Origin of the sequence: Thermomonospora umbrina, from assembly GCF_003386555.1 — a bacterium.
GTDB lineage: Bacteria > Actinomycetota > Actinomycetes > Streptosporangiales > Streptosporangiaceae > Thermomonospora > Thermomonospora umbrina.
Window position 1 is genome coordinate 4,340,337 of sequence record NZ_QTTT01000001.1, and the last position, 18,244, is coordinate 4,358,580.

The window sequence follows — 18,244 nt, forward strand, 5'->3', positions numbered from 1 at the left end:
GTCTGCCCGTTCGGCGGGGCGCGCCGCGCCCGGGCCGGGCAGGTCACCCCGAACCCGCATCAACCGCCCGGCGATGCTCGCAGCGGAACAAGGTCGTCACCGGCTAGTCTCCACGCGTGGACGTCGATGCCTATGTGGCCGCCCATCACGCCGAGTGGGCCCGGCTGGAGTGGTTGATCAACCACACCCGGCGGCTGGACGGCGCGCAGATCGACGAGCTGGTCGAGCTGTACCAGCGGGCCGCCACCCACCTGTCGGTGGTGCGGTCGAGCTCGCCCGATCCGGTGCTGGTCGGCCGGCTGTCGTCGCTGGTGGCGCGGGGCCGGGCCGCCGTCGCCGGGGCCCAGGCGCCGCTGTGGCGCGACGCCACCCGGTTCCTCACCCGCTCCTTCCCCGCCGTCGCGTACAGGATGCGGTGGTGGTGGCTGGGGGTCGCGGTGCTCGGCAACGCGTTCTCGCTGGTGTACGCGCTGTGGCTGGTCCGCAATCCCGAGGTGCAGGCGACGCTCGGCACCCCGTACGAGATCAGGCAGTTGGTCGAGCACGACTTCGCCAACTACTACACCGAGCACTCCGCCCAGTCGTTCGCCTTCATGGTCTGGGTCAACAACGCCTGGGTGTCCGCCCTCGCGCTGATCTTCGGGATCCTGCTCGGCATCCCCACCCTGTACCTGCTGTACGTCAACCAGCTCAACCTCGCGCAGGTCGGCGGCTTCATGTTCGCGCACGACCGGGGCGACGTCTTCTTCGGCCTGATCCTGCCGCACGGCCTGCTCGAGCTGACCGCCGTCTACCTGGCGTGCGCCGCCGGGCTCCGCCTCGGCTGGACCGTCATCGACCCGGGCCGCCGCACCCGCGCCCAGGCCCTCGCCGAAGAGGGCCGCGCGGCCGTCGCCGTCGCCCTCGGCCTGGTCCTGGTGCTCCTCGTCTCGGGCCTCATCGAGGGCTTCGTCACCGGCTGGGTCCACACCACCTGGCTCCGCATCGGCATCGGCGTCCTCGCCGAACTCGCCTTCCTCGTGTACGTCATCGCCCTCGGCCGTCCCGCCGCCCGCAAGGGCGAGACCGGCGACTCCGACATCCGCCCCGACCTCGCCCCCACCGCGGGCTGACCGTCCGGTCACCGGAGCCGGCCGCTGCGGGCACTCGCCTCGCGCGCCGGCGGACCGGTTGGACGCGCTCGCGTACGCACCCAGGGGCTCGGGCGGTCACCGCTCCTGGGACGCCCGGCCTTCGCGTCGGCGGCCCGGGCCGGTGCGGTCAGAGGCGGCCGGCGGCCTTGAGGGCCAGGTAGGCGTCGGCGAGGGCGGGGGCCAGGTCGGCGGGGGCGGCGTCCACGACCTCGACCCCGTAGCGGCGCAGCTCGGCGGTGAGGCGTCGGCGGTCGGTCCGGGCGCGTTCGGCGGCGGCCGCGTCGTAGACGGCGGCCAGGTCGCCCCTGGCCTCGGCCATCTCCCCGACGCGCGGGTCGGCGACCGCGGCGACCATGACCAGGTGGCGGGCGGTGAGCTGCGGCAACAGGGGGAGCAGGCCCTCCTCGATGGCGGCCGTGTTGAGCTCGGTGAGGAGCACCACCAGGCAGCGCTGCCGGACCCGGGACATGATCGTGGAGACCATCCCGGCGGCGTCCGACTCGATCAGCTCGGGCTCCAGCGGGGCCATCGCCTGCACCATCGCGGGCAGGATCCCGCGTCCGCTGACACCCTCCACCCGGGTCCGCACACGCCGGTCGTAGGCGAGCAGGTCCACCCGGTCGCCCGCGCGCGAGGCGAGCGCCCCCAGCAGCAGCGCGGCGTCCATGGAGCAGTCCAGCCGGGGGATGTCGCCGACCCGTCCGGCCGAGGTGCGGCCCGTGTCGAGCACCAGGTAGATCCGCCGGTCGCGTTCCGGGCGCCAGGTGCGGACCACCACGTCGGCGCGGCGCGCGGTGGCGCGCCAGTCGATCGAACGGACGTCGTCGCCGTCCACGTACTCGCGCAGCGAGTCGAACTCGGTGCCCTGCCCCCGGATCAGCGCCACGTGCTGACCGGTCAGCTCCCGCAGCTTGGCCAGCTTCCCCGGCAGGTGACGCCGGGACGGGAAGCCGGGCAGCACCCGCAGCGTCCACGGCGCGGGCCGGTTGAGCTGCCGGGCCGCGAGCCCGAGCGGCCCCACCGACCGGAGGGTCACCGTGACGGCCTCACGGTCGCCCCGCCGGGTCGGCCGCAGCGTCGTCACGACCCGCTGCCGTTCGCCGGACGCCACGCTGAGCGGCACCGTGCGGGGCGAGGAGACCGCGCTCGGCGGCCAGGCGTCCCGCAGCATGCCGCGAACGCGACGCCGCCCCAGGTTCTCCACGATCAGCGACACCGTCGCGGTCTCGCCCAGCCGGACGTTCGTGTCGCCCGCCCGGTGCAGCCCGAGCCGCCGGACGTTCCCGGCCAGCGCGAGATCGACGGCCACCCCGGCCGCCAGCACCGCCCACACCGCGATCAGCGTCCACCAGCCGGGCAGCACCAACGGCATCACCGCGCCGAGCGCGGCCAGCAGCCCCAGCCGTCCGGTCAGCGCCATCGCACGCCCCTCATCGTCAACGCGGGACCAGGACGGTGTTGAGGATGCCCTCCAGGACACCGTCGGTGGTGGCGCCCTCCAGTTCGGCCTCCGGACGGAGCTGAACGCGGTGCCGGAGGGTCGGGCGGGCCAGCGCCTTGGCGTCGTCCGGCGTCACGTAGTCGCGGCCCGACAGCCACGCCCACGCCCGCGCGGTCGCCAGCAGCGCCGTCGCGCCACGCGGGGAGACGCCGAGCTGGAGGGACGGGGACTGGCGGGTGGCCCGGCACAGGTCCACCACGTACCCGCTGACCTTGGGGTCCACGTGCACGGTGCGGACACCCGCCTGGCCCGCCTCCAGCTCGACCGCCCCGGCGACGGCGTTCACCTTCGACAGGTCGCGCGGGTCGAAGCCCTCCGCGTGCCGCTGCAGCACCGCGATCTCCTCGTCGCGGGACGGCACCGGAACGGTCAGCTTCAGCAGGAACCGGTCGAGCTGGGCCTCCGGCAACGGATAGGTGCCCTCGTACTCGATCGGGTTCTGGGTGGCGCAGACCATGAACGGGGCGGGCAGCGGACGCGGGACGCCCTCCACCGACACCTGGCGCTCCTCCATCGCCTCCAGCAGCGACGCCTGGGTCTTGGGCGGCGTCCGGTTGATCTCGTCGGCCAGCAGCAGGTTGGTGAACACCGGGCCCTCGCGGAACTCGAACTCCGCCGTCCGGTTGTCGTAGATCAACGACCCCGTGACGTCGCCGGGCATCAGGTCCGGGGTGAACTGCACCCGCTTGAAGTCCAGGTGCAGCGTCTGCGCCAACGTGCGGACCAGCAGCGTCTTGGCCGTTCCCGGCACGCCCTCCAGCAGCACGTGACCCCGGCACAGCAACGCGATCACCAGCCCGGTGACCACCGCGTCCTGGCCCACGACGGCCTTGGCGACCTCGCTCCGCAGCGCCGTCAGCGCCTGCCGGGCGTCCGCGGTGTCGCCGGTGTCCGCCGGAAGGGACGCTGCTTCGGGCTCCTCATGGAGCTCGACCGGATCGTTCACGACTGGCGTACCTGCCTTTCGAGGTCGTCGAGGAAGTCGGTGAGCCCGACGAGCTGAACGTCGTCCACGGGCTCGGGACCGTACAGGGCCCCGCCGATCACGTGCTCGTCCCACCGCGACCGCTGCGCCACGGCGGACACGATCTCCTGCGCCATCGCCGGGTCCTGCGCGGCGCCGCGCGGCAGCCCCAGCAGGGGGACCAGCCGGTCCCGCGCGCCCGCCCGCAGCGCCTCGGCCGCCCGGCCCCGCGCCCGGTGCGCCCGGTAGAGCCGTGAACGGCCCTCCACCGTCTCGGCGGAGCGTACGACCACCGGCAGCGCCTCGGCCACCACCGGACCGAACCGCCGCATCCGCCACAGCGCCACCAGCACCACCGCGACACCCACCTGCAGGACGAACAGCCAGACCTGGGACGGAACGAGGTCCTGCCACGACCGGGCGCTCGTGCTGCCGGGCTCGGGGAGGTCCGGGATCAGCCAGACCACCGGGGCGCCGGCGTCCATCAGGTTCATGGCCAACGCGGCGTTGCCCTCGTCGTCCAGGTGCTCGTTGGTCAGCGGCGCGCCGGCGCCCAGCACGGTGACGGTGCGCTCGCCGTCCTGGATCCGTACGAGGCGGGGCATGCCGTCGCTGAGGTAGCACCGGGCGGCGTCGGGCGGGGCGAGGTAGACCTCCGACAGCCCGAAGTGGACGTCGCCGGCGCGGACGGCGGCGTCGAGGCCGCAGCTCGGCGGGGCGACCTTCTCGAAGGAGCGCGTCGCCGGCTCCACCCGGGGCGCCAGCGCGTTCAGGGTGTCCTGGGAGGGCTCGACGAGCAGCAGGTTCGCCCGGGTGGCGCGCAGGGACGCCAACTCCTCCTCCGTCAGACGCTCCGATTGCACGATCATGAGCAGCGTTCCGGGCGCGGCGGCCTCGAGCGCGTCGCCGGCGTTCCGGACCGTCCGCACCGAGGAGTCGCGCCGTTCGAAGATCTCGGCGAGCGCCCGGGAACCGCCCTGGCTCGGCGACTCCGGATCGAGGTACTGCGCCTCGACCGACGGCTGCATCGCGGCGATGGCCACGGCCAGCGCGACCAGCGCCAGCAGCACGAACACCACGGCCCGCGACGAGCGCCAGCGCCGCCCGGCCACCTGACCGGCCGTCGGGACCGCGGTGCGGGCACCGCTCGCGGGGGCGGGCGCGGTCATGCGGGGGCTCCCGCGTGCTCTGCGGTCGCGAGGGGCCTCGGCTTCGCCGAACGCAGGGCGTCGTCGAGGGCGACCAGCGTGGCGTATCCCTCGCGCGTCCCGGGCCGGTCCCCGTACCAGACGTCGTCGAAGATCCGCACCCCGGCGGCGAGCGCGTCGGCGTGGTCGGGTAGCGCCAGGCCGGCCTCCGCCGCCAACTCGTCGGCGGTCCGCCCGGGCCGTGCGTCCAGGATCACCCGTTCCTCCAGGTCGCGGGCGATCGCGCGGAGCCGCTCCCGAACGGCCTCGGCCCATCGCCCGGCCGCGGCGTGCCCCTCGGCGGCCGTCCGGTGGTCCTTCGCGGTGGACGGCAGATCGTCCAGCAGCGCGTCCTGCGAAGAGCGGATGTTGAACCGTCCCCGCATCAGCCAGGCGACCAGCCCCACCAGCACGGCGACCAACAGCACGATGATCACCAACGACAGCCAGCCGCCCCCGTTGCCGGGCGCGGCCGGGTCGGCGGCCTCCTGGAACAGCTCGTTCAGCCACTCTTCGAACCGCCGCCAGGCCCGCTCCAGCCAGGACGGCTCGTCCCGGTGGTAGATCGACTTCTCGAGCTCCCGCCGGGCCTGCTCCCGCGCCTCGTCCCGGCCGATCGGGTCCATCCTCGTCACCGCCTCGATCCGGCCCATCAGCCCGCCCCACCCCACTCGTTCGGCGGGGCGGCCCGCGGTGGCTGCGGCGCGTGCGGCGTATGGCCGGGGGGCGGGCCCCTGTGGCCGTGCTGTGCGCCGTATCCGCCGGGGAGATGAGGCCCGCCCGGAGGCTGGATCGGAGTGCCCACCGGGTAAGGCTGCGGGGGGCCTTGACCCCACGGGCCCACGGGCGGAGCGAAGGGATGAGGGGGCCGGTCCGGGAGCGGCGGATAGGCGGCCGCCCTCGGGAAGTCCACGGGACGCCAGACGTCCAGCCCATCGGCGGACTCGGCGCCGGGCAGGGCGTCCGGCCCGGCGGTGCGGCCCCGCGTCATGACGTCCAGGTCGAAGCCCTCGCGACGCATCCGGCGGTCGATGTACAGCAGGGCGATCACGCCGGCGTCGAACGGGGTGATCAGCGACCAGCTCACGATGCGGCCGAGCGTGTCGACGGCCAGAGCCCCCAGCACGGGCCCCTCGCCGGTGCCGTCCCCGAACAGGACGAGCTGCAGCACCAGGAACGGGATCCGCAGCGCCAGGAACCCCATGAAGATCGTGATCAGCAGCGCCAGCAGCAGCGTGCCGCAGGTCCGCCACCAGCGTCGACGCGACAACTGGAAGGCGCGGCTCAGCGCCCCGCGCACCGTCTGCCGTTCCAGCACCACGGCCGGCACCGCGAGGACCCACAGCACGTAGAGCCAGACCATCAGCGCCAGCCCCACCGGGAAGCCGAACAGCCCCGCCAGCACCCCGACCGCCGGCGGCCCGTCGGTGACGAGCACCAGGACGAACGGCAGCAGCGGCACCACCGCGCCCAGCAACGAGACGCCCAGCACCACGGCCGCCGTCCCCAGCAGCCGGGCGAACACCGGACGGGTGTCCCGCCACACCTGACGCAGCGGCGCGGGCCGTTCGAACAGCGTCCTGCTCAACGCGGGGCTCAACAGCCCGGCCAGCACGAGCGTCCCGTACGCCGACACCAGCAGGCCCAGCAGCGCCAGCGCGAACTGGTCGCCGACCGAGCGCATCACCGGGTCCGGGGTCAGGTCGTCTCCCGCCCGGTCGCCGAGCAGCAGGTAGCCGCCCACGCTGTTGAGCACCTGGATGACGCCGGTGATCAGGACCGACAGCCCCAGGATCGCGCGCGGGTTGCGGCGGATGCAGGCGATCGACCCGTCCAGGATCTCCGCGATGCCCAGCGGCCGGAAGGGGATGTCCCCACCGAGCAGTTCGGCCCGGTCGGGCGCGGCCTCGGCCGCCCCCGCGGTCCCTGCGGCACCGGAGGCCGGATGGGCGGCCCCGCCCACCTCCGAGCCTCCGTCGACACCCGACCGCGTCTCCGGTGCGGACGCTTCGGCGCGCGGTGATCCCGCGTTCGGCGTTCCGTCGCCGGGCCGTTCGGACGGCACGGTCGAGCCGGGTGCCGTCCATGCCCGCGGACCCGACATCTCCAAGCTCCCCGCCCCCGGGGATCCGATGCGCGGACCCCCGCCGATGACCTCGTGGGGGCCCATCCTGTCACGATCAGCCGGTCGGGATTGCCCGCTCGATCACCGACTCGTCCGCGTTCAGGTCATATCCACGAAATCCCCATCTCAGCCTCCCCCCTCGAGATCCCACCTGCAGATCACCGAACCCACGTCGCCACCGGCACGCGGCCGGGCCCCGGGACGAACTCGGCGAACATCGCATCATGCGCTCGAACTGCCACGCAGGGTACTCGCGCGCCGCCCGTGTCGCCTGGCATTCGGCGGTATTAGGTACGGCGTGACCGGAGATCGGACGTCTCCGATCCCACGCCGACGACTTCGTTCGCGACCCTTTCGTGGAGCACGACCGAAAGATCGGATTCGCCCTCCGTCGGCCGGTCCACCCGCCCAGGGTCCGACCCGGCGGGGTCCGGCCGGCCCGGCCGTTCCACCGGACGGGACGTCGGTCGTTCGACCCCCCCGGCCGGGCGACCGGCGACCGGCGCTCGGTCCGTTCCGGTCGGCGACGGAACCGGGCGCGGAGCCGTGTCGCGGGGCGCGTCCGCGGCCAGTGTCGGTCATCCATCACCGACAGGACAAATGATCACCGGGAATGTCCGCGCACGGTGCATCCGTCCCCGGCATCGTCACGCAGTGTGGTCCCGCAGACCGGGAACGCGGAGGCCCGGGCGTCGTCGGTACGGGAATCGGGCGGGTCTCGGGACAACCGCCGGTACCGTCCGGGAGTCCTGTCTTACGGGCCCCATCGCGCGCCGCCCCACCCCGCGGGGGTGACGAACGTGCTGCCGAACGGGTCATCTACGAGGTGAACGGAGGTAGCCTAACTCCCCAAGAGACGCCGAACAGGGTCATTGGAGGGCAGTCGAGCCCATCCGGTGCCTGACGAGGGCCGGTTTTCCACAGGCTGAGCTCATCGGCGGATCACCTCCTGACTACATGTAACGATGAGGGCCATGAGAGGACGCGTACTGGTCGTCGACGACGACCTCGCTCTCGCCGAGATGCTCGGCATCGTCCTGCGGGGCGAGGGCTTCGAGCCGTCGTTCGTCCACGATGGGGACAAGGCGCTCGAGGCGTTCCGGGAGACCCGGCCCGATCTCGTGCTGCTCGACCTGATGCTGCCCGGCGCGGACGGGATCGACGTGTGCCGCCAGATCCGGGCCGAGTCCGGCATCCCGATCGTGATGCTCACCGCCAAGAGCGACACGGTGGACGTGGTGCTGGGGCTCGAGTCGGGCGCCGACGACTACATCGTCAAGCCCTTCAAGCCCAAGGAGCTGGTCGCGCGGGTGCGGGCGAGACTGCGCCGCACCGACGAGCCGGCCCCCGAGACGCTGCAGATCGGCGACATCACGATCGACGTGGCGGGGCACTCGGTCAAGCGCGGCGACAAGCACATCCCGCTGACCCCGCTGGAGTTCGACCTGCTGGTGGCGCTGGCCCGCAAGCCGCGCCAGGTGTTCACCCGCGAGGTCCTGCTCGAGCAGGTCTGGGGCTATCGGCACGCCGCCGACACCCGGCTGGTGAACGTCCACGTGCAGCGGCTCCGGGCCAAGATCGAAAAGGATCCCGAGCACCCGGAGATCGTGGTCACCGTCCGCGGCGTCGGCTACAAGGCGGGTCCCGCCTAGCGCGGCCCGCCCCTGGACCCCTCCGTGACAGCGAAGACCGGCCGCGACGGCGTGGACTCCCCGCCGGCCCGGGCGCGCGGCGCCCTGGGTCCGGTGACCCGCGCCCGCGGCCGGCTCCGTCCACCCGGACCGTCCGCCCCTCGGGGCCGCGTCGGCGCTCCCCGGGTCGCGGCGGGCCTGCGCACGCACCGGCTGACCCGCGCCCGGCGGGTCACCCGACGCGGGCTCGGCGCCGGCCGACGCCTGTTCCGCCGCGTGGTGCTGCGGCTGTACGCGCGGTGGCGGCGGTCCATCCAGGTACGGGTCGTCACGTGGACGCTGCTGATCTCCGCGGTCGTCGTGGCCATCCTCGGCGTCTTCCTCATGCAGCAGATCACCACCGCCCTCCTGGAGGGCAAGGAGAAGAGCGCCCTCCTGCAACTCGACGAGGGCCTGAGCATCCTCCAGCGGGATCTGTCGCCAGGCCGCGTCCCCGGGGTCACCCTGAACGACGTCACCAAGCAGCTCACGGCCCGCAGCGGCCCCTCCGGCCTCTACGAGGTCTACGTCCGCGACACCCGCGAGCAGTTCTTCGACGGCTACTCCACCAACGAGGTGCTGCCGCAGAGCGTCCCCGAACGGCTGCGCAAGCAGGTCAGCGGCGACCGCATCGGCAGCCGGCACAGCACCTACAGCGAGATCTCCTACATCGGCAGGGAGTCGGCCCCGGGCCTGGTCGTCGGGGCGGGCGACGGCCGTTACGAGCTCTACTACCTGTTCCCGCTGACCCAGGAGCAGGACACGCTGACGACCGTGGCCAACACCCTGGTCGGCGTCAGCGCCGTGCTGGTGGTGCTGCTGGCCGCCATCGCCTCGCTGGTCACCCGCCAGGTCGTGATCCCGGTACGGCTGGCCGCCGGGGCCGCCGAACGCCTCGCCGCCGGCCGGCTCGGCGAACGCATGAAGGTGCGCGGCGACGACGACCTGGCCCGCCTGGCCGCCTCGTTCAACGACATGGCCGGCAACCTGCAGGAGAAGATCGTCGAGCTCCAGGAGCTCTCCCAGGTCCAGCGGCAGTTCGTCTCGGACGTCTCGCACGAGCTGCGCACCCCGCTGACCACCATCCGGATCGCCGCCGACATGCTGTACGAGCACCGCGAGCACTTCGGCGACCCCGCCGTCGGCCGCTCCGCGGAGCTGCTGCAGAGCCAGCTCGAACGGTTCGAGTCCCTCTTGGCCGACCTGCTGGAGATCAGCCGCCACGACGCCGGCGCCGCCACCCTGGACGCCGAGTCCGTCGACGTCCGCGACCTGGTCCTGCGCGCCGTCGGCGACACCGAGGGCCTCGCCGAGCGCAAGGGCTCCAAGCTGGTCCTGCAGCTTCCCGGCGAGCCCTGCATGGCCGAGGTCGACCGCCGCCGCGTCGAACGCATCCTGCGCAACCTCCTGGTCAACGCCGTCGAACACGGCGAGGGCGAGGACATCGTCGTCTCGGTCGGCGCCGACCGCGACGCCGTCGCCATGGCCGTCCGCGACCACGGCGTCGGCCTCAAGCCCGGCGAGGCCCAGATGGTCTTCGACCGCTTCTGGCGCGCCGACCCCGCCCGCGCCCGCACCACCGGCGGCACCGGCCTCGGCCTGTCCATCGCCCGCGAGGACGCCCAACTCCACGGCGGCTGGCTCCAGGCCTGGGGCGAGCCGGGCAAGGGCTCCCAGTTCCGCCTCTCGCTGCCCCGCACCGCAGGCACGGAACTCCGCGGCTCCCCGCTCCCCTTGGTCCCCCCGGAGACCGACCTCCCCCGCACCGCCTTCAGCGGCCTCCCCGCCTCCGACCAGCCCGACCCCTCCGGCGACCCGGCCGCCCCATCCCCCGACCGCCCCGGGGAGCCCGTCAACGACCCGACCGGCCCCCGTCCGCACACGGTGACGTACGAGCTCGGCACGTCGCCCCTGCAGCCCTCCGCCGACTCGGGGGCCCTGACGTCTCCCGTGGGCGATGAGGGCCCGGTGGGGGCCGACTCGGGCGACGACCCCTCGGGTCTTGGCCTGGCGGTCGGCGCGGGCGGGCACGGTTCGTCGACCTCGGGTCCTTCCGACGATTCCGAGGCGGTGAAGTTCGCCGTGGGGGGCGAGGGCCCGGTGCGGGCCGACTCGGGCGGCGGCCTGTCGGGTCTTGGCCTGGCGGTCGGCGCGGGCGGGCACGGCTCGTCGACTTCGGGCCCTTCCGACAACTCCGGCCCGCCGGCGTCCCCGCCCGGAGGTGCGGTGCAGGGTGATCCGGCTGATGGCCTGGCGGATGGCGCGTACGAGTTGACGTCGCGCCCTTCCGACGATGCCGGTCCGCCTGCGTCTCCGCCGGGAGGTGCGGCGCAGGGTGATCCGGCCGATGGCCTGGCGGATGCCGTGTACGAGTTGACGCTGCGACCTTCCGACGACCTTGAGGCTCTGACGCCCGCCGTTGCGGGTGAGGGTCCGCTGGACACCGAATCGGGGGGCGGTCGTTCGGGTCCTGGCCTGCCGGGTTCTGGCCTGACGGGTGGCGCGGAGGAGCGCGGCTCGTCCATTCTTGGGTCTTCCGGCGGGTCCGGTTCGCCGGTGTCTCCTGTGGGGGTTGAGGGCGGGGCGCAGGCCGATGTGGGTGACGGGCTGTGGGATTCCGGCCTGGCGGGCGGTGCGGACGGTTCCGACATGGTCGGCCCTGGGTTGGAGGGCCCCGGCTTTGGGGAGCCGCCGGTGGACGGGCCGCCTCGGGGCGGGCCGGGGCGTGAGACGGCGGGACGTGGACGTACCGATGTGTCCGGGGGAGGGGCTTCCCCCGTACACGTCGCGGATGCTGCGGGCACTGGTCCTAGGGCGGACGTCGAGGGGCTCGACGGTTCTGGTCACGAGGAGGGGCGGGCCGGGCCCGTACCTCGGGATCTCGACGGCGAGGACGGCGACGGTGAGGCGCGCAACGGGTCGGGGGGCGGGGCATGAGGCCGGGTGTCCGGGCCGCGCTCGCGGTCGACGGGGTGAGGCCCGGCGGGCTTAGGCCCTGCGGGCCGGAGGTCGGTGGATGAGGTCGCGTAGGGCGGTGCGGATCCTCGGCGGCGTGGTGGCGCTGGCCTGTCTGGCCGGGTGCGCCAGCGTGCCGAGCGGTGGTCGGGTGGTCTCCGGGCGTTCCGCCGAGCGGGCCGAGCCGATCGCGGAGCCGTACGTGCGGCTCGTTCCCGTCCGGCCGCGTCACAACTGGACGCCGGACGACATCGTCAAGGGCTTCCTCACCGCCGCCGCCGGGTTCAATAACGACCACGAGGTGGCCCGCGAGTACCTGACGCCGACGGCCAACGCGTCCTGGCGGCCCGGGCCGCGGCCGGAGGTGATCGTCACCGAGAGCGCCCCGAGCCTGTCGCAGCAGAACGGCGGCACCCTGGTCCAGGTGGCGGCCACGCGGCTCGGCCACATCGCCTCGGACGGTCAGTACACCGCACAGTCCGGCACGACCTACGTGACGTCGTTCGGGCTGGTGCGCGACGCCAACGCCCAGTGGCGGATCAACCGAGTGCCGACGGAACTCCAGCGCGGGCTGCTGCTCAGCGGGAGCGACGTGGACCGGGCGTTCCGTGTGCTGAACCTCTACTTCTTCGAGCCCGACGGCAACGTTCTCGTACCGAACGGCATTTCGCTGCCGCTGGTCAACCGGCAGGAACTTCCCCGGCAACTGGTGCAGGCGCTGCTCGCCGGGCCGACGACGTGGCTGAAACCGGCCGTGCGCAGCTTCTTCCCGGCGGGCACCCGGCTGCGGGGCATCTCCATCTCCGAGGGAATCGCCACCGTCGACCTCAGCTCGGAGGCCCACCTGGGCGGCGAGGAACGGATGGCCGCCCAGTTGACCTGGACGCTGCAGCGGCTGCCCGAGGTCCGGCAGGTCAAGATGCAGATCGACGGCGACACCATCGACCCGGGCGGGCTGGGCCAGATCCAGTCGGCGGAGGAGTGGGAGCGCTTCAACTCCGACACGTCACGCGGGCGCACCGAGGAGATCGCCTACCTGCGCGGAGCCGACGGACGCCCGCACCAACTGCTCGACAACGACGCGATCGCCACCGGCACGAAGGGTGACGATCACCTGTACCGCCCCGCGCTGTCCTCCGACCGGCTCATCGCCGGGCTCGACTCGGCCGGTGACACGGTGCTCAGCGGCGACCTCCTCGGCGGTGTGCCGGTGCGTCCCGTCCTGGAGGCCCAGCACCCCGACGGCAGGCTCACACCGCCCTCCTGGGACCACCGGGGCGCGTTGTGGACCGTGGAGTCCTTCCGCACCGGCTCGACCCTGTGGGTGCGGCCCGAGGGCCGGCAACCGATCCGCGTGGCCAGGTGGGAGCTGTCCGGCCACGAGGTGCTGGCGCTGCGGGTGGCCCGCGACGGTGTACGCGTCGCCGTCATCGTGAAGATCGGTGGCAGCCGGCAGCTCCGCCTCGGCCGCATCGTCCGCAGCGCCGGCGGCGTGATCGAGGTCGGCCGGTTCCTGCCCATCAGCTCCGAGCTCGTGGACGCCGTCGACCTGGCCTGGAGCGACTCCAGCGCGCTGGCCGTCCTGGGCAGGACCAAGGCCACCGCGACCCAGGTGACGCCGTACTCGGTACCGGTCAGCGGCGGCTCCATCACCCCCATCGGCAGCGGCATCCTCGGCGAGGCCAAGTCCATCACCGCCGCCCCCAACTCCCGCATCATCATCGGGGCCGAGAACAACGGCAAGAACAGCATCTGCCGCCAGAGCAACCTCCGCGAGTGGCGCTTCGGCGAGTGGAACTGCGACCCTCTCGGCTCCGACCCCACCTACTGGGGCTGACCTGCGGGCTTCCGCTTCGTACGCCGATGCGTTGACCCGCGCGTGCGGCCTGTCCGGGTTGATCTGTGCCCAGGGTGACTCGAACGCCCGGTGCCGACCGGTTATCCACAGTTCGGCGACCCTCTGTTCTGCTCCGCCCACCGATTGACATCGTCGGGGCATGACCACGCTCTTGGCCGCCCTGTTGGCCCTGCTCCTTCCGCAACGCTGCAGCGGTTGTGCGACCCCCCTCACCTGGAACGACGATTCCCCCACCCCATCCGCCCACCGCCGCTCCTCCGGCCCTCTCTGTGCCCCTTGCCGGTCCACGCTGACCGCCCCACCGCGCCTCGCCCGGCCCACACCGGGTGTCGCCGGCCTGCCCCCACCCTGGTCCGTCACCGCGTACGAGGGCCCGGTCCGCCGGATGCTGAACGCCTACAAGGAATCGGGCCGCACCAGCCTGGCCGCCCCTCTGGGCCTAGCCCTGGCCCAATCCATCAAGGCGGCCCTCCAAGCCCACCCGCCCTCCTCATCCCCGGCCTCGCCTTCCACTGAGTCGGCTCCGCCCTCCACACCTCCGGCCCCGCCTACCACCGTGTCAGCCCTGCCTTCCAGACCTCTGGCGTCGCCTTCCACCGAGATCGCCCCGCCTTCTACACCTCCGGCCTCGCCCGCCACAGTGCCCCCCGGGCTCTCGGCCAGACCCGCCACTGCGCCGACGGGGGCCTTGTCCATTCCGCCGTCACCCCGGCTTCCCAAGGGCCTGCGTGGACGGGTCACCGCCGGAGTCTCGTGGGTGAGGCGCTCCTCGTCACCAAGGTTCGCCACCCTCCTGTGCTCCTCCACCAGGTGCGCGCCTCCGTCCACCGCCTCTCTGGGCCTTGCTGCGGCCCGGGCGGTCAACACGGCCCTCCCGCCCCCCACACTCCCGGCAGCCCCCGCCACTGCTCTGACCGCGCCCGCCCCGTCGGCCACTGCGCCAGCCGCGCTCTCGGCTAGGCCCGTTACTGCGCTGTCGAGGCCCTCATCCACTCCGCCGTCATCCCGGCTTCCCAGGGGGCTGCGCAGACGGGTCACCGCCGGAGTCTCGTGGGTGAGGCGCACGTCCTCACGTAGGGTCGCCACCCTCGCGTGCTCCTCCACCATGTTTGCGCCTTCAGCCGCTGCCTCTACGCCCGAACGGCCCCAATCCCCACCGGCGAAGCTCCACTCGCGCCGACCGTGCACCACCTCGTCGGCTGCGATTCGTGGCCTTTCAAGGGAGCCCGCGACGTTCTCTGCAGCTCCCGGGCACCCATTGCGCTCTCAGCATCCGACGCTCCCCGTCTTCAAGTCGCCCCGTGCCGACTCCGGGTCCTCGTGTCTCGCCTCCGTGCCGTCGCGTCACCCCTTAGAGCCCTACCTATCCGCCTACCAGGTGCTCCGTACCGTCTCCCACCCCTCCAGGGCAGACTCCAAGCTGTCAGGTCTCGCCTTCGCCTCGTCCCGTGCCGCCTCCGAGCCGTTGTGTCCCATGTCTGTGCCGTCGTGTTCTGCCGTCGCGTCGTCCCGTGTCGCCTTCACGTTGTCGTATGCCGCCCATGGGCCGTGTGCCGTCTCGATGTCGTCCGAGCCGCAGGCTTGTCGGGCAGCGAACGACTCGCCGGGTGCGGCACTTCGAACGTCATCCGCGATAGGAGGATCGTCCGGCGATATCGTTGAGTCCTTCGGCGCGATGACGGTGACCGCAGGCATGTCCAACGGCTTGTCGGGGGTGGCGGATCCCGCTGATGGTGCGGCCAAATCGCCACTTCGGATCATCGAATCTCCGCGAGTGTCCGCCGTTCCCTTGGGGGGCGGATGTCCCGGCACACACCACGGTGCGGTGTGCTCGCGCCGCTCCGCCGGCGACAGGCGTGTGGTCGGCAGTCGCTTGCCCGCATCCGATGCCCATGCGCGTGTCTCTGCGGCCCGATCCCGACCGCTGCGAGGTCTTCGCGGATCCATCGACGGCGATGGTTTGGAGGTCCTTGTTGTCCCAGTACCGTCGGCACCCCGGGCGCTTCGGCGACGTGGGCATGACCCGGTGCGAAAGCTTGCCGAGTTCGCCGTACGGCAACTGCGCAAGGAAGGCTTTCCTGTCTCCTGCGCGGCGGTCTTACACCACTGCAGACCGGTCGCCGACCAGTCGAGCCTCGGCGCCCTAGCCCGTCACGCCAACCTCGACGGGGCGCTGCGTGTGGTCCCTGACCGGCGACTGGTGACCAGGGACGTTCGACCTGCCCGCCGGAGCGGAGGCATCCGGGGCCCTGGTCCCGGGCAACCGCCCCACCGCCACGGACCCGGCGCGACGCAGGCCCCGGACCACAGAACTGCGTCGGCTCAGCGAGATGGCCCCGACACGGGTCGCACGAAAGAGCACCCGCCTGAAGGTAGGCGGCCATCGGTCCTCGGGGTCCGCGAGAACGACGGCTGGCTTGCTGGACGACGGGTCATCGTGGTCGACGACGTGATCACGTCCGGGGCGACCCTCGCGGAAGCGGTTCGGGCACTGACGGCGGAGGGCGCCGAGGTCTTCGCCGTGGCGACGGTCGCGGCCACGCGGCGAAGGTACCGCTGAGCGTGTTCCCCATGGATGGGCCTCGGGACGGGTTGCCGAGGCAGGAACGCCTGATGCGTTCACGCATGGGGCGGTGGACCACCTACGCGCATGGGGAGGCAGATCACCTACATCTCTCGCCGCCGCTCTCGCCGCCTCTCTCGTCGGTGTGGTCGACGACGTGATCACGTCCGGGCGACGCTCGTGGAGGCGGTTCGGGTGCTGAGGGTGGAGGGTGCCGAGGTCTTGGTCGTGGCGACGGTCGCGGCCAGGCGGCGAAGGTACCGCTGAGCCTGGTCTACATGAATGAACCCCGTGCCGGGTTGCCGGGTGGGGACGCCCCGACGCGTTCGCCCAGAGGAAGGCGGATCATCAATATGCTCCGTCGCTGTCGCTGTCGCTGTCGCTGTCGCTGTCGCTGTCGTCGCCGTCGCGGTGACAGTGGCCGTGGCCGTGGCTATCGCTGGCGTGGCTATCGCCGCCGTGGTCATCACCGCGTCGCTGCCACCGGACCAACAGAGGTCGCTGCCACCGGACGAACAGAGAGGGTGTCTGTCGAGCCTGTGAACGGCTTCTGCGGTGCTTGAGTCCCGGCGAGGAGAGGGCCGCTGAGCACTCGGAGCCCTCGTGATCTGCGTCCCTCCTCTGAGGGAGATTGCCCGTGATCACGACGTGCCGCACCGAGCACTGGGAGCGCTCGTGGGCTGCGCCCCTGGAGCGAGGAACGAACGCGGGCGTGTGGGTGGGGCTTGTGGAGGCATGGCGGGGCCGTAGGCCGGTCGTGAGGGTCAGTGAGGGTGTTGGGAGGGAGCGTGGAGGGGTGGCGGTGAGAATGGTCGCGCGGGGGATGGGGCGGGGATGGTCACTCGGCGTGGTCAGGAGATGGGAAAGTCGACGGCGCGGAAGACTGCTGTGTGGTCGGATGACCACACCGGGTCATCGGTCGATCCTCGCTTCACAAACTCACCGGAGGGTCAGACCACCGTGTCCCGGCGTGGGGGCAGAGGGGCGAAATGCCCTGCGCAGTAAGGGATGTCGGGGGCTCGGAGTGACGGGAGCGGTCCCGGGGAGGGTTCGGGCGATGACGTTCGGTGAGTTATTCCTTGCTCCACCCTCCTGACATTCATCGCTTAAGGGGTTAGCGTTCCTGACATGGCACCCGCCCGGGTCCGTGGTTGCGTCGGATCGACGAGCTTCTTTGGAGCGCCGCCGATCCGGCAAGCCGATGCCAGGCGCAGGCGAAGCGGCCCACGTAAGGCGACTTCTCGTCGACCGATCACGGTGCGCCTTAGAGGTAAGTCCTGCCTCGCCGGGGGATCAGACATCCTCCGGTCTGGGAGAAGGGCAGTAGTGGCGAGAGCGCTGCGAGACCCTCAGCAGGCGGATGTGGGGACGAAGACCAGGTCGGCCGGGCGGGTGCATCCCACCGAGCTGTGTCGGCCGCCCCGGGCCCATGGCCCGGCGGCGGTCGGAGATCGCAACCGGGAGAAGGGGGGTCCCACGTGGACATCATCGTGAAGGGCCGGCACACCGAGGTCAACGAGCGGTTCCGGCAGCACGTCGACACCAAGCTGGCCAAGATCGAGAGACTGAACCAGAAGGTCATCCGGGTGGACGTGGAGGTGTCGGAGGAGCGCAATCCCCGCCAGGCCGATCGGCGGGAACGGGTCGAACTCACCATCCGCTCGCGCGGCCCGGCCATCCGCGCCGAGGCGGCGGCCGAGGACCGCTACGGGGCCCTCGACCTCGCGCTCGACAAGCTCGAGTCGAGGCTGCGCCGCAGCGCCGACCGACGCAAGATCCACCACGGCAGCGGCAACCGCGCCCCGGCGAAGCTCGCCAGGATGGAGCCCCTGCCCGAACCCGTCCCCCCGCTCCCCGAGGTCCCCTCGGAGACTTTGGAACGTGAGAGGGTCAAGGCCGCAGAGGCGCCCGAAGTGGACGACCACCTCGTCCCGATCCCCATGGACGGCGACGGCCCCGTGGTCGTCCGCGAGAAGTTCCACTACTCGACCCCCATGACGATCGAGCAGGCCCTCTACGAGATGGAGCTCGTCGGCCACGACTTCTTCCTGTTCCTCGACAAGGAGGGCGGCCGCCCGAGCGTCGTCTACCGACGCCGCGGCTGGGACTACGGGGTCATCCGCCTGGTAGAGGAATGACACGGAGCCACCACCTCGACCGATGACGTGAGCGCCACCGGCCGAAGTCGACAACGCCATTGATCGGCGGCGAGGGCATCACTCGACCTCTGACCGGGCATCGAGCGGAGCCCGCGGATCGGGCAGGCAGCCCGATGAGCACGCCACCGG

General features: G+C 72.3%; 12 protein-coding genes. 6 read left to right on the forward strand and 6 right to left on the reverse strand.

Annotated elements, in window-relative coordinates; translation table 11 throughout:
* The first annotated feature begins 116 nt into the window (after positions 1-116).
* Complete coding sequence (locus tag DFJ69_RS19365; protein ID WP_116023907.1) at positions 117-1,112, forward strand: stage II sporulation protein M; 996 nt, start codon at positions 117-119, stop codon at positions 1,110-1,112.
* A gap of 148 nt (positions 1,113-1,260) precedes the next feature.
* On the opposite strand, the gene DFJ69_RS19370 is transcribed toward DFJ69_RS19365, so the two are convergent.
* The 5 genes from DFJ69_RS19370 to DFJ69_RS19390 form a co-directional block, all read right to left on the reverse strand.
* The gene (locus DFJ69_RS19370) at positions 1,261-2,553 is read right to left on the reverse strand and encodes a DUF58 domain-containing protein (RefSeq protein WP_116023908.1); all 1,293 of its coding nucleotides are present in this window, start codon (positions 2,551-2,553) and stop codon (positions 1,261-1,263) included.
* A 16-nt stretch (positions 2,554-2,569) separates the two neighbouring features.
* Entirely contained in the window at positions 2,570-3,493 is a 924-nt protein-coding gene (locus tag DFJ69_RS19375; RefSeq protein WP_116026741.1) for an AAA family ATPase, read from the reverse strand.
* 83 nt (positions 3,494-3,576) lie between these two features.
* Positions 3,577-4,767: a DUF4350 domain-containing protein gene (locus DFJ69_RS19380; RefSeq protein WP_116023909.1), complete on the reverse strand. Its 1,191-nt coding sequence runs from the start codon at positions 4,765-4,767 to the stop codon at positions 3,577-3,579.
* On the reverse strand, positions 4,764-5,438 hold the full coding sequence (locus DFJ69_RS19385) for a DUF4129 domain-containing protein (RefSeq protein ID WP_116026742.1): 675 nt from the start codon (positions 5,436-5,438) through the stop codon (positions 4,764-4,766). The genes DFJ69_RS19380 and DFJ69_RS19385 overlap by 4 nt, the downstream gene beginning before the upstream one ends.
* A complete protein-coding gene (locus DFJ69_RS19390; protein ID WP_170177720.1) occupies positions 5,438-6,889 on the reverse strand; it encodes a glycerophosphoryl diester phosphodiesterase membrane domain-containing protein in 1,452 nt (483 codons plus the stop codon). The genes DFJ69_RS19385 and DFJ69_RS19390 overlap by 1 nt, the downstream gene beginning before the upstream one ends.
* A 995-nt stretch (positions 6,890-7,884) precedes the next feature.
* Between DFJ69_RS19390 and mtrA the strand changes: the two genes are divergently transcribed.
* The 3 genes from mtrA (at position 7,885) to DFJ69_RS19405 (ending at position 13,372) form a co-directional block, all read left to right on the forward strand.
* A complete protein-coding gene (gene mtrA, locus DFJ69_RS19395; RefSeq protein ID WP_116023911.1) occupies positions 7,885-8,562 on the forward strand; it encodes an MtrAB system response regulator MtrA in 678 nt (225 codons plus the stop codon).
* A gap of 177 nt (positions 8,563-8,739) precedes the next feature.
* The gene (gene mtrB / locus DFJ69_RS36505) at positions 8,740-11,517 is read left to right on the forward strand and encodes an MtrAB system histidine kinase MtrB (RefSeq protein WP_211328999.1); all 2,778 of its coding nucleotides are present in this window, start codon (positions 8,740-8,742) and stop codon (positions 11,515-11,517) included.
* A 79-nt stretch (positions 11,518-11,596) separates the two neighbouring features.
* Positions 11,597-13,372, forward strand: coding sequence for an LpqB family beta-propeller domain-containing protein (locus tag DFJ69_RS19405; RefSeq protein ID WP_116023912.1), 1,776 nt, complete (start codon positions 11,597-11,599; stop codon positions 13,370-13,372).
* A 1,392-nt stretch (positions 13,373-14,764) separates the two neighbouring features.
* On the opposite strand, the gene DFJ69_RS33810 is transcribed toward DFJ69_RS19405, so the two are convergent.
* Positions 14,765-15,088: a hypothetical protein gene (locus tag DFJ69_RS33810; protein ID WP_147312365.1), complete on the reverse strand. Its 324-nt coding sequence runs from the start codon at positions 15,086-15,088 to the stop codon at positions 14,765-14,767.
* On the opposite strand from DFJ69_RS33810, the gene DFJ69_RS36510 reads away from it, so the two are divergent.
* Both DFJ69_RS36510 and hpf read left to right on the forward strand, forming a co-directional pair.
* The gene (locus tag DFJ69_RS36510; RefSeq protein ID WP_425453357.1) at positions 15,087-15,953 is read left to right on the forward strand and encodes a ComF family protein; all 867 of its coding nucleotides are present in this window, start codon (positions 15,087-15,089) and stop codon (positions 15,951-15,953) included. The two genes, DFJ69_RS33810 and DFJ69_RS36510, sit on opposite strands and share 2 nt — an antisense overlap.
* A 1,481-nt stretch (positions 15,954-17,434) precedes the next feature.
* Positions 17,435-18,094 carry a ribosome hibernation-promoting factor, HPF/YfiA family gene (hpf, locus tag DFJ69_RS19425; protein ID WP_116023914.1) on the forward strand — a complete coding sequence of 220 codons (660 nt, stop codon included), beginning with the start codon at positions 17,435-17,437 and terminating at the stop codon, positions 18,092-18,094.
* Positions 18,095-18,244: the final 150 nt, after the last annotated feature.

Excerpts from the sequence above, each read along its gene's own strand:
- DFJ69_RS19370 (WP_116023908.1), bottom strand. The coding sequence starts at position 2,553 with ATGGCGCTGACCGGACGGCTGGGGCTGCTGGCCGCGCTCGGCGCGGTG.
- DFJ69_RS19380 (WP_116023909.1), bottom strand. The coding sequence starts at position 4,767 with ATGACCGCGCCCGCCCCCGCGAGCGGTGCCCGCACCGCGGTCCCGACG.
- DFJ69_RS19385 (WP_116026742.1), bottom strand. The coding sequence starts at position 5,438 with ATGGGCCGGATCGAGGCGGTGACGAGGATGGACCCGATCGGCCGGGAC.
- DFJ69_RS19390 (WP_170177720.1), bottom strand. The coding sequence starts at position 6,889 with ATGTCGGGTCCGCGGGCATGGACGGCACCCGGCTCGACCGTGCCGTCC.
- mtrA (WP_116023911.1), top strand. The coding sequence starts at position 7,885 with ATGAGAGGACGCGTACTGGTCGTCGACGACGACCTCGCTCTCGCCGAG.
- DFJ69_RS19405 (WP_116023912.1), top strand. The coding sequence starts at position 11,597 with ATGAGGTCGCGTAGGGCGGTGCGGATCCTCGGCGGCGTGGTGGCGCTG.
- DFJ69_RS36510 (WP_425453357.1), top strand. The coding sequence starts at position 15,087 with ATGTCCAACGGCTTGTCGGGGGTGGCGGATCCCGCTGATGGTGCGGCC.
- DFJ69_RS33810 (WP_147312365.1), bottom strand. The coding sequence starts at position 15,088 with ATGCCTGCGGTCACCGTCATCGCGCCGAAGGACTCAACGATATCGCCG.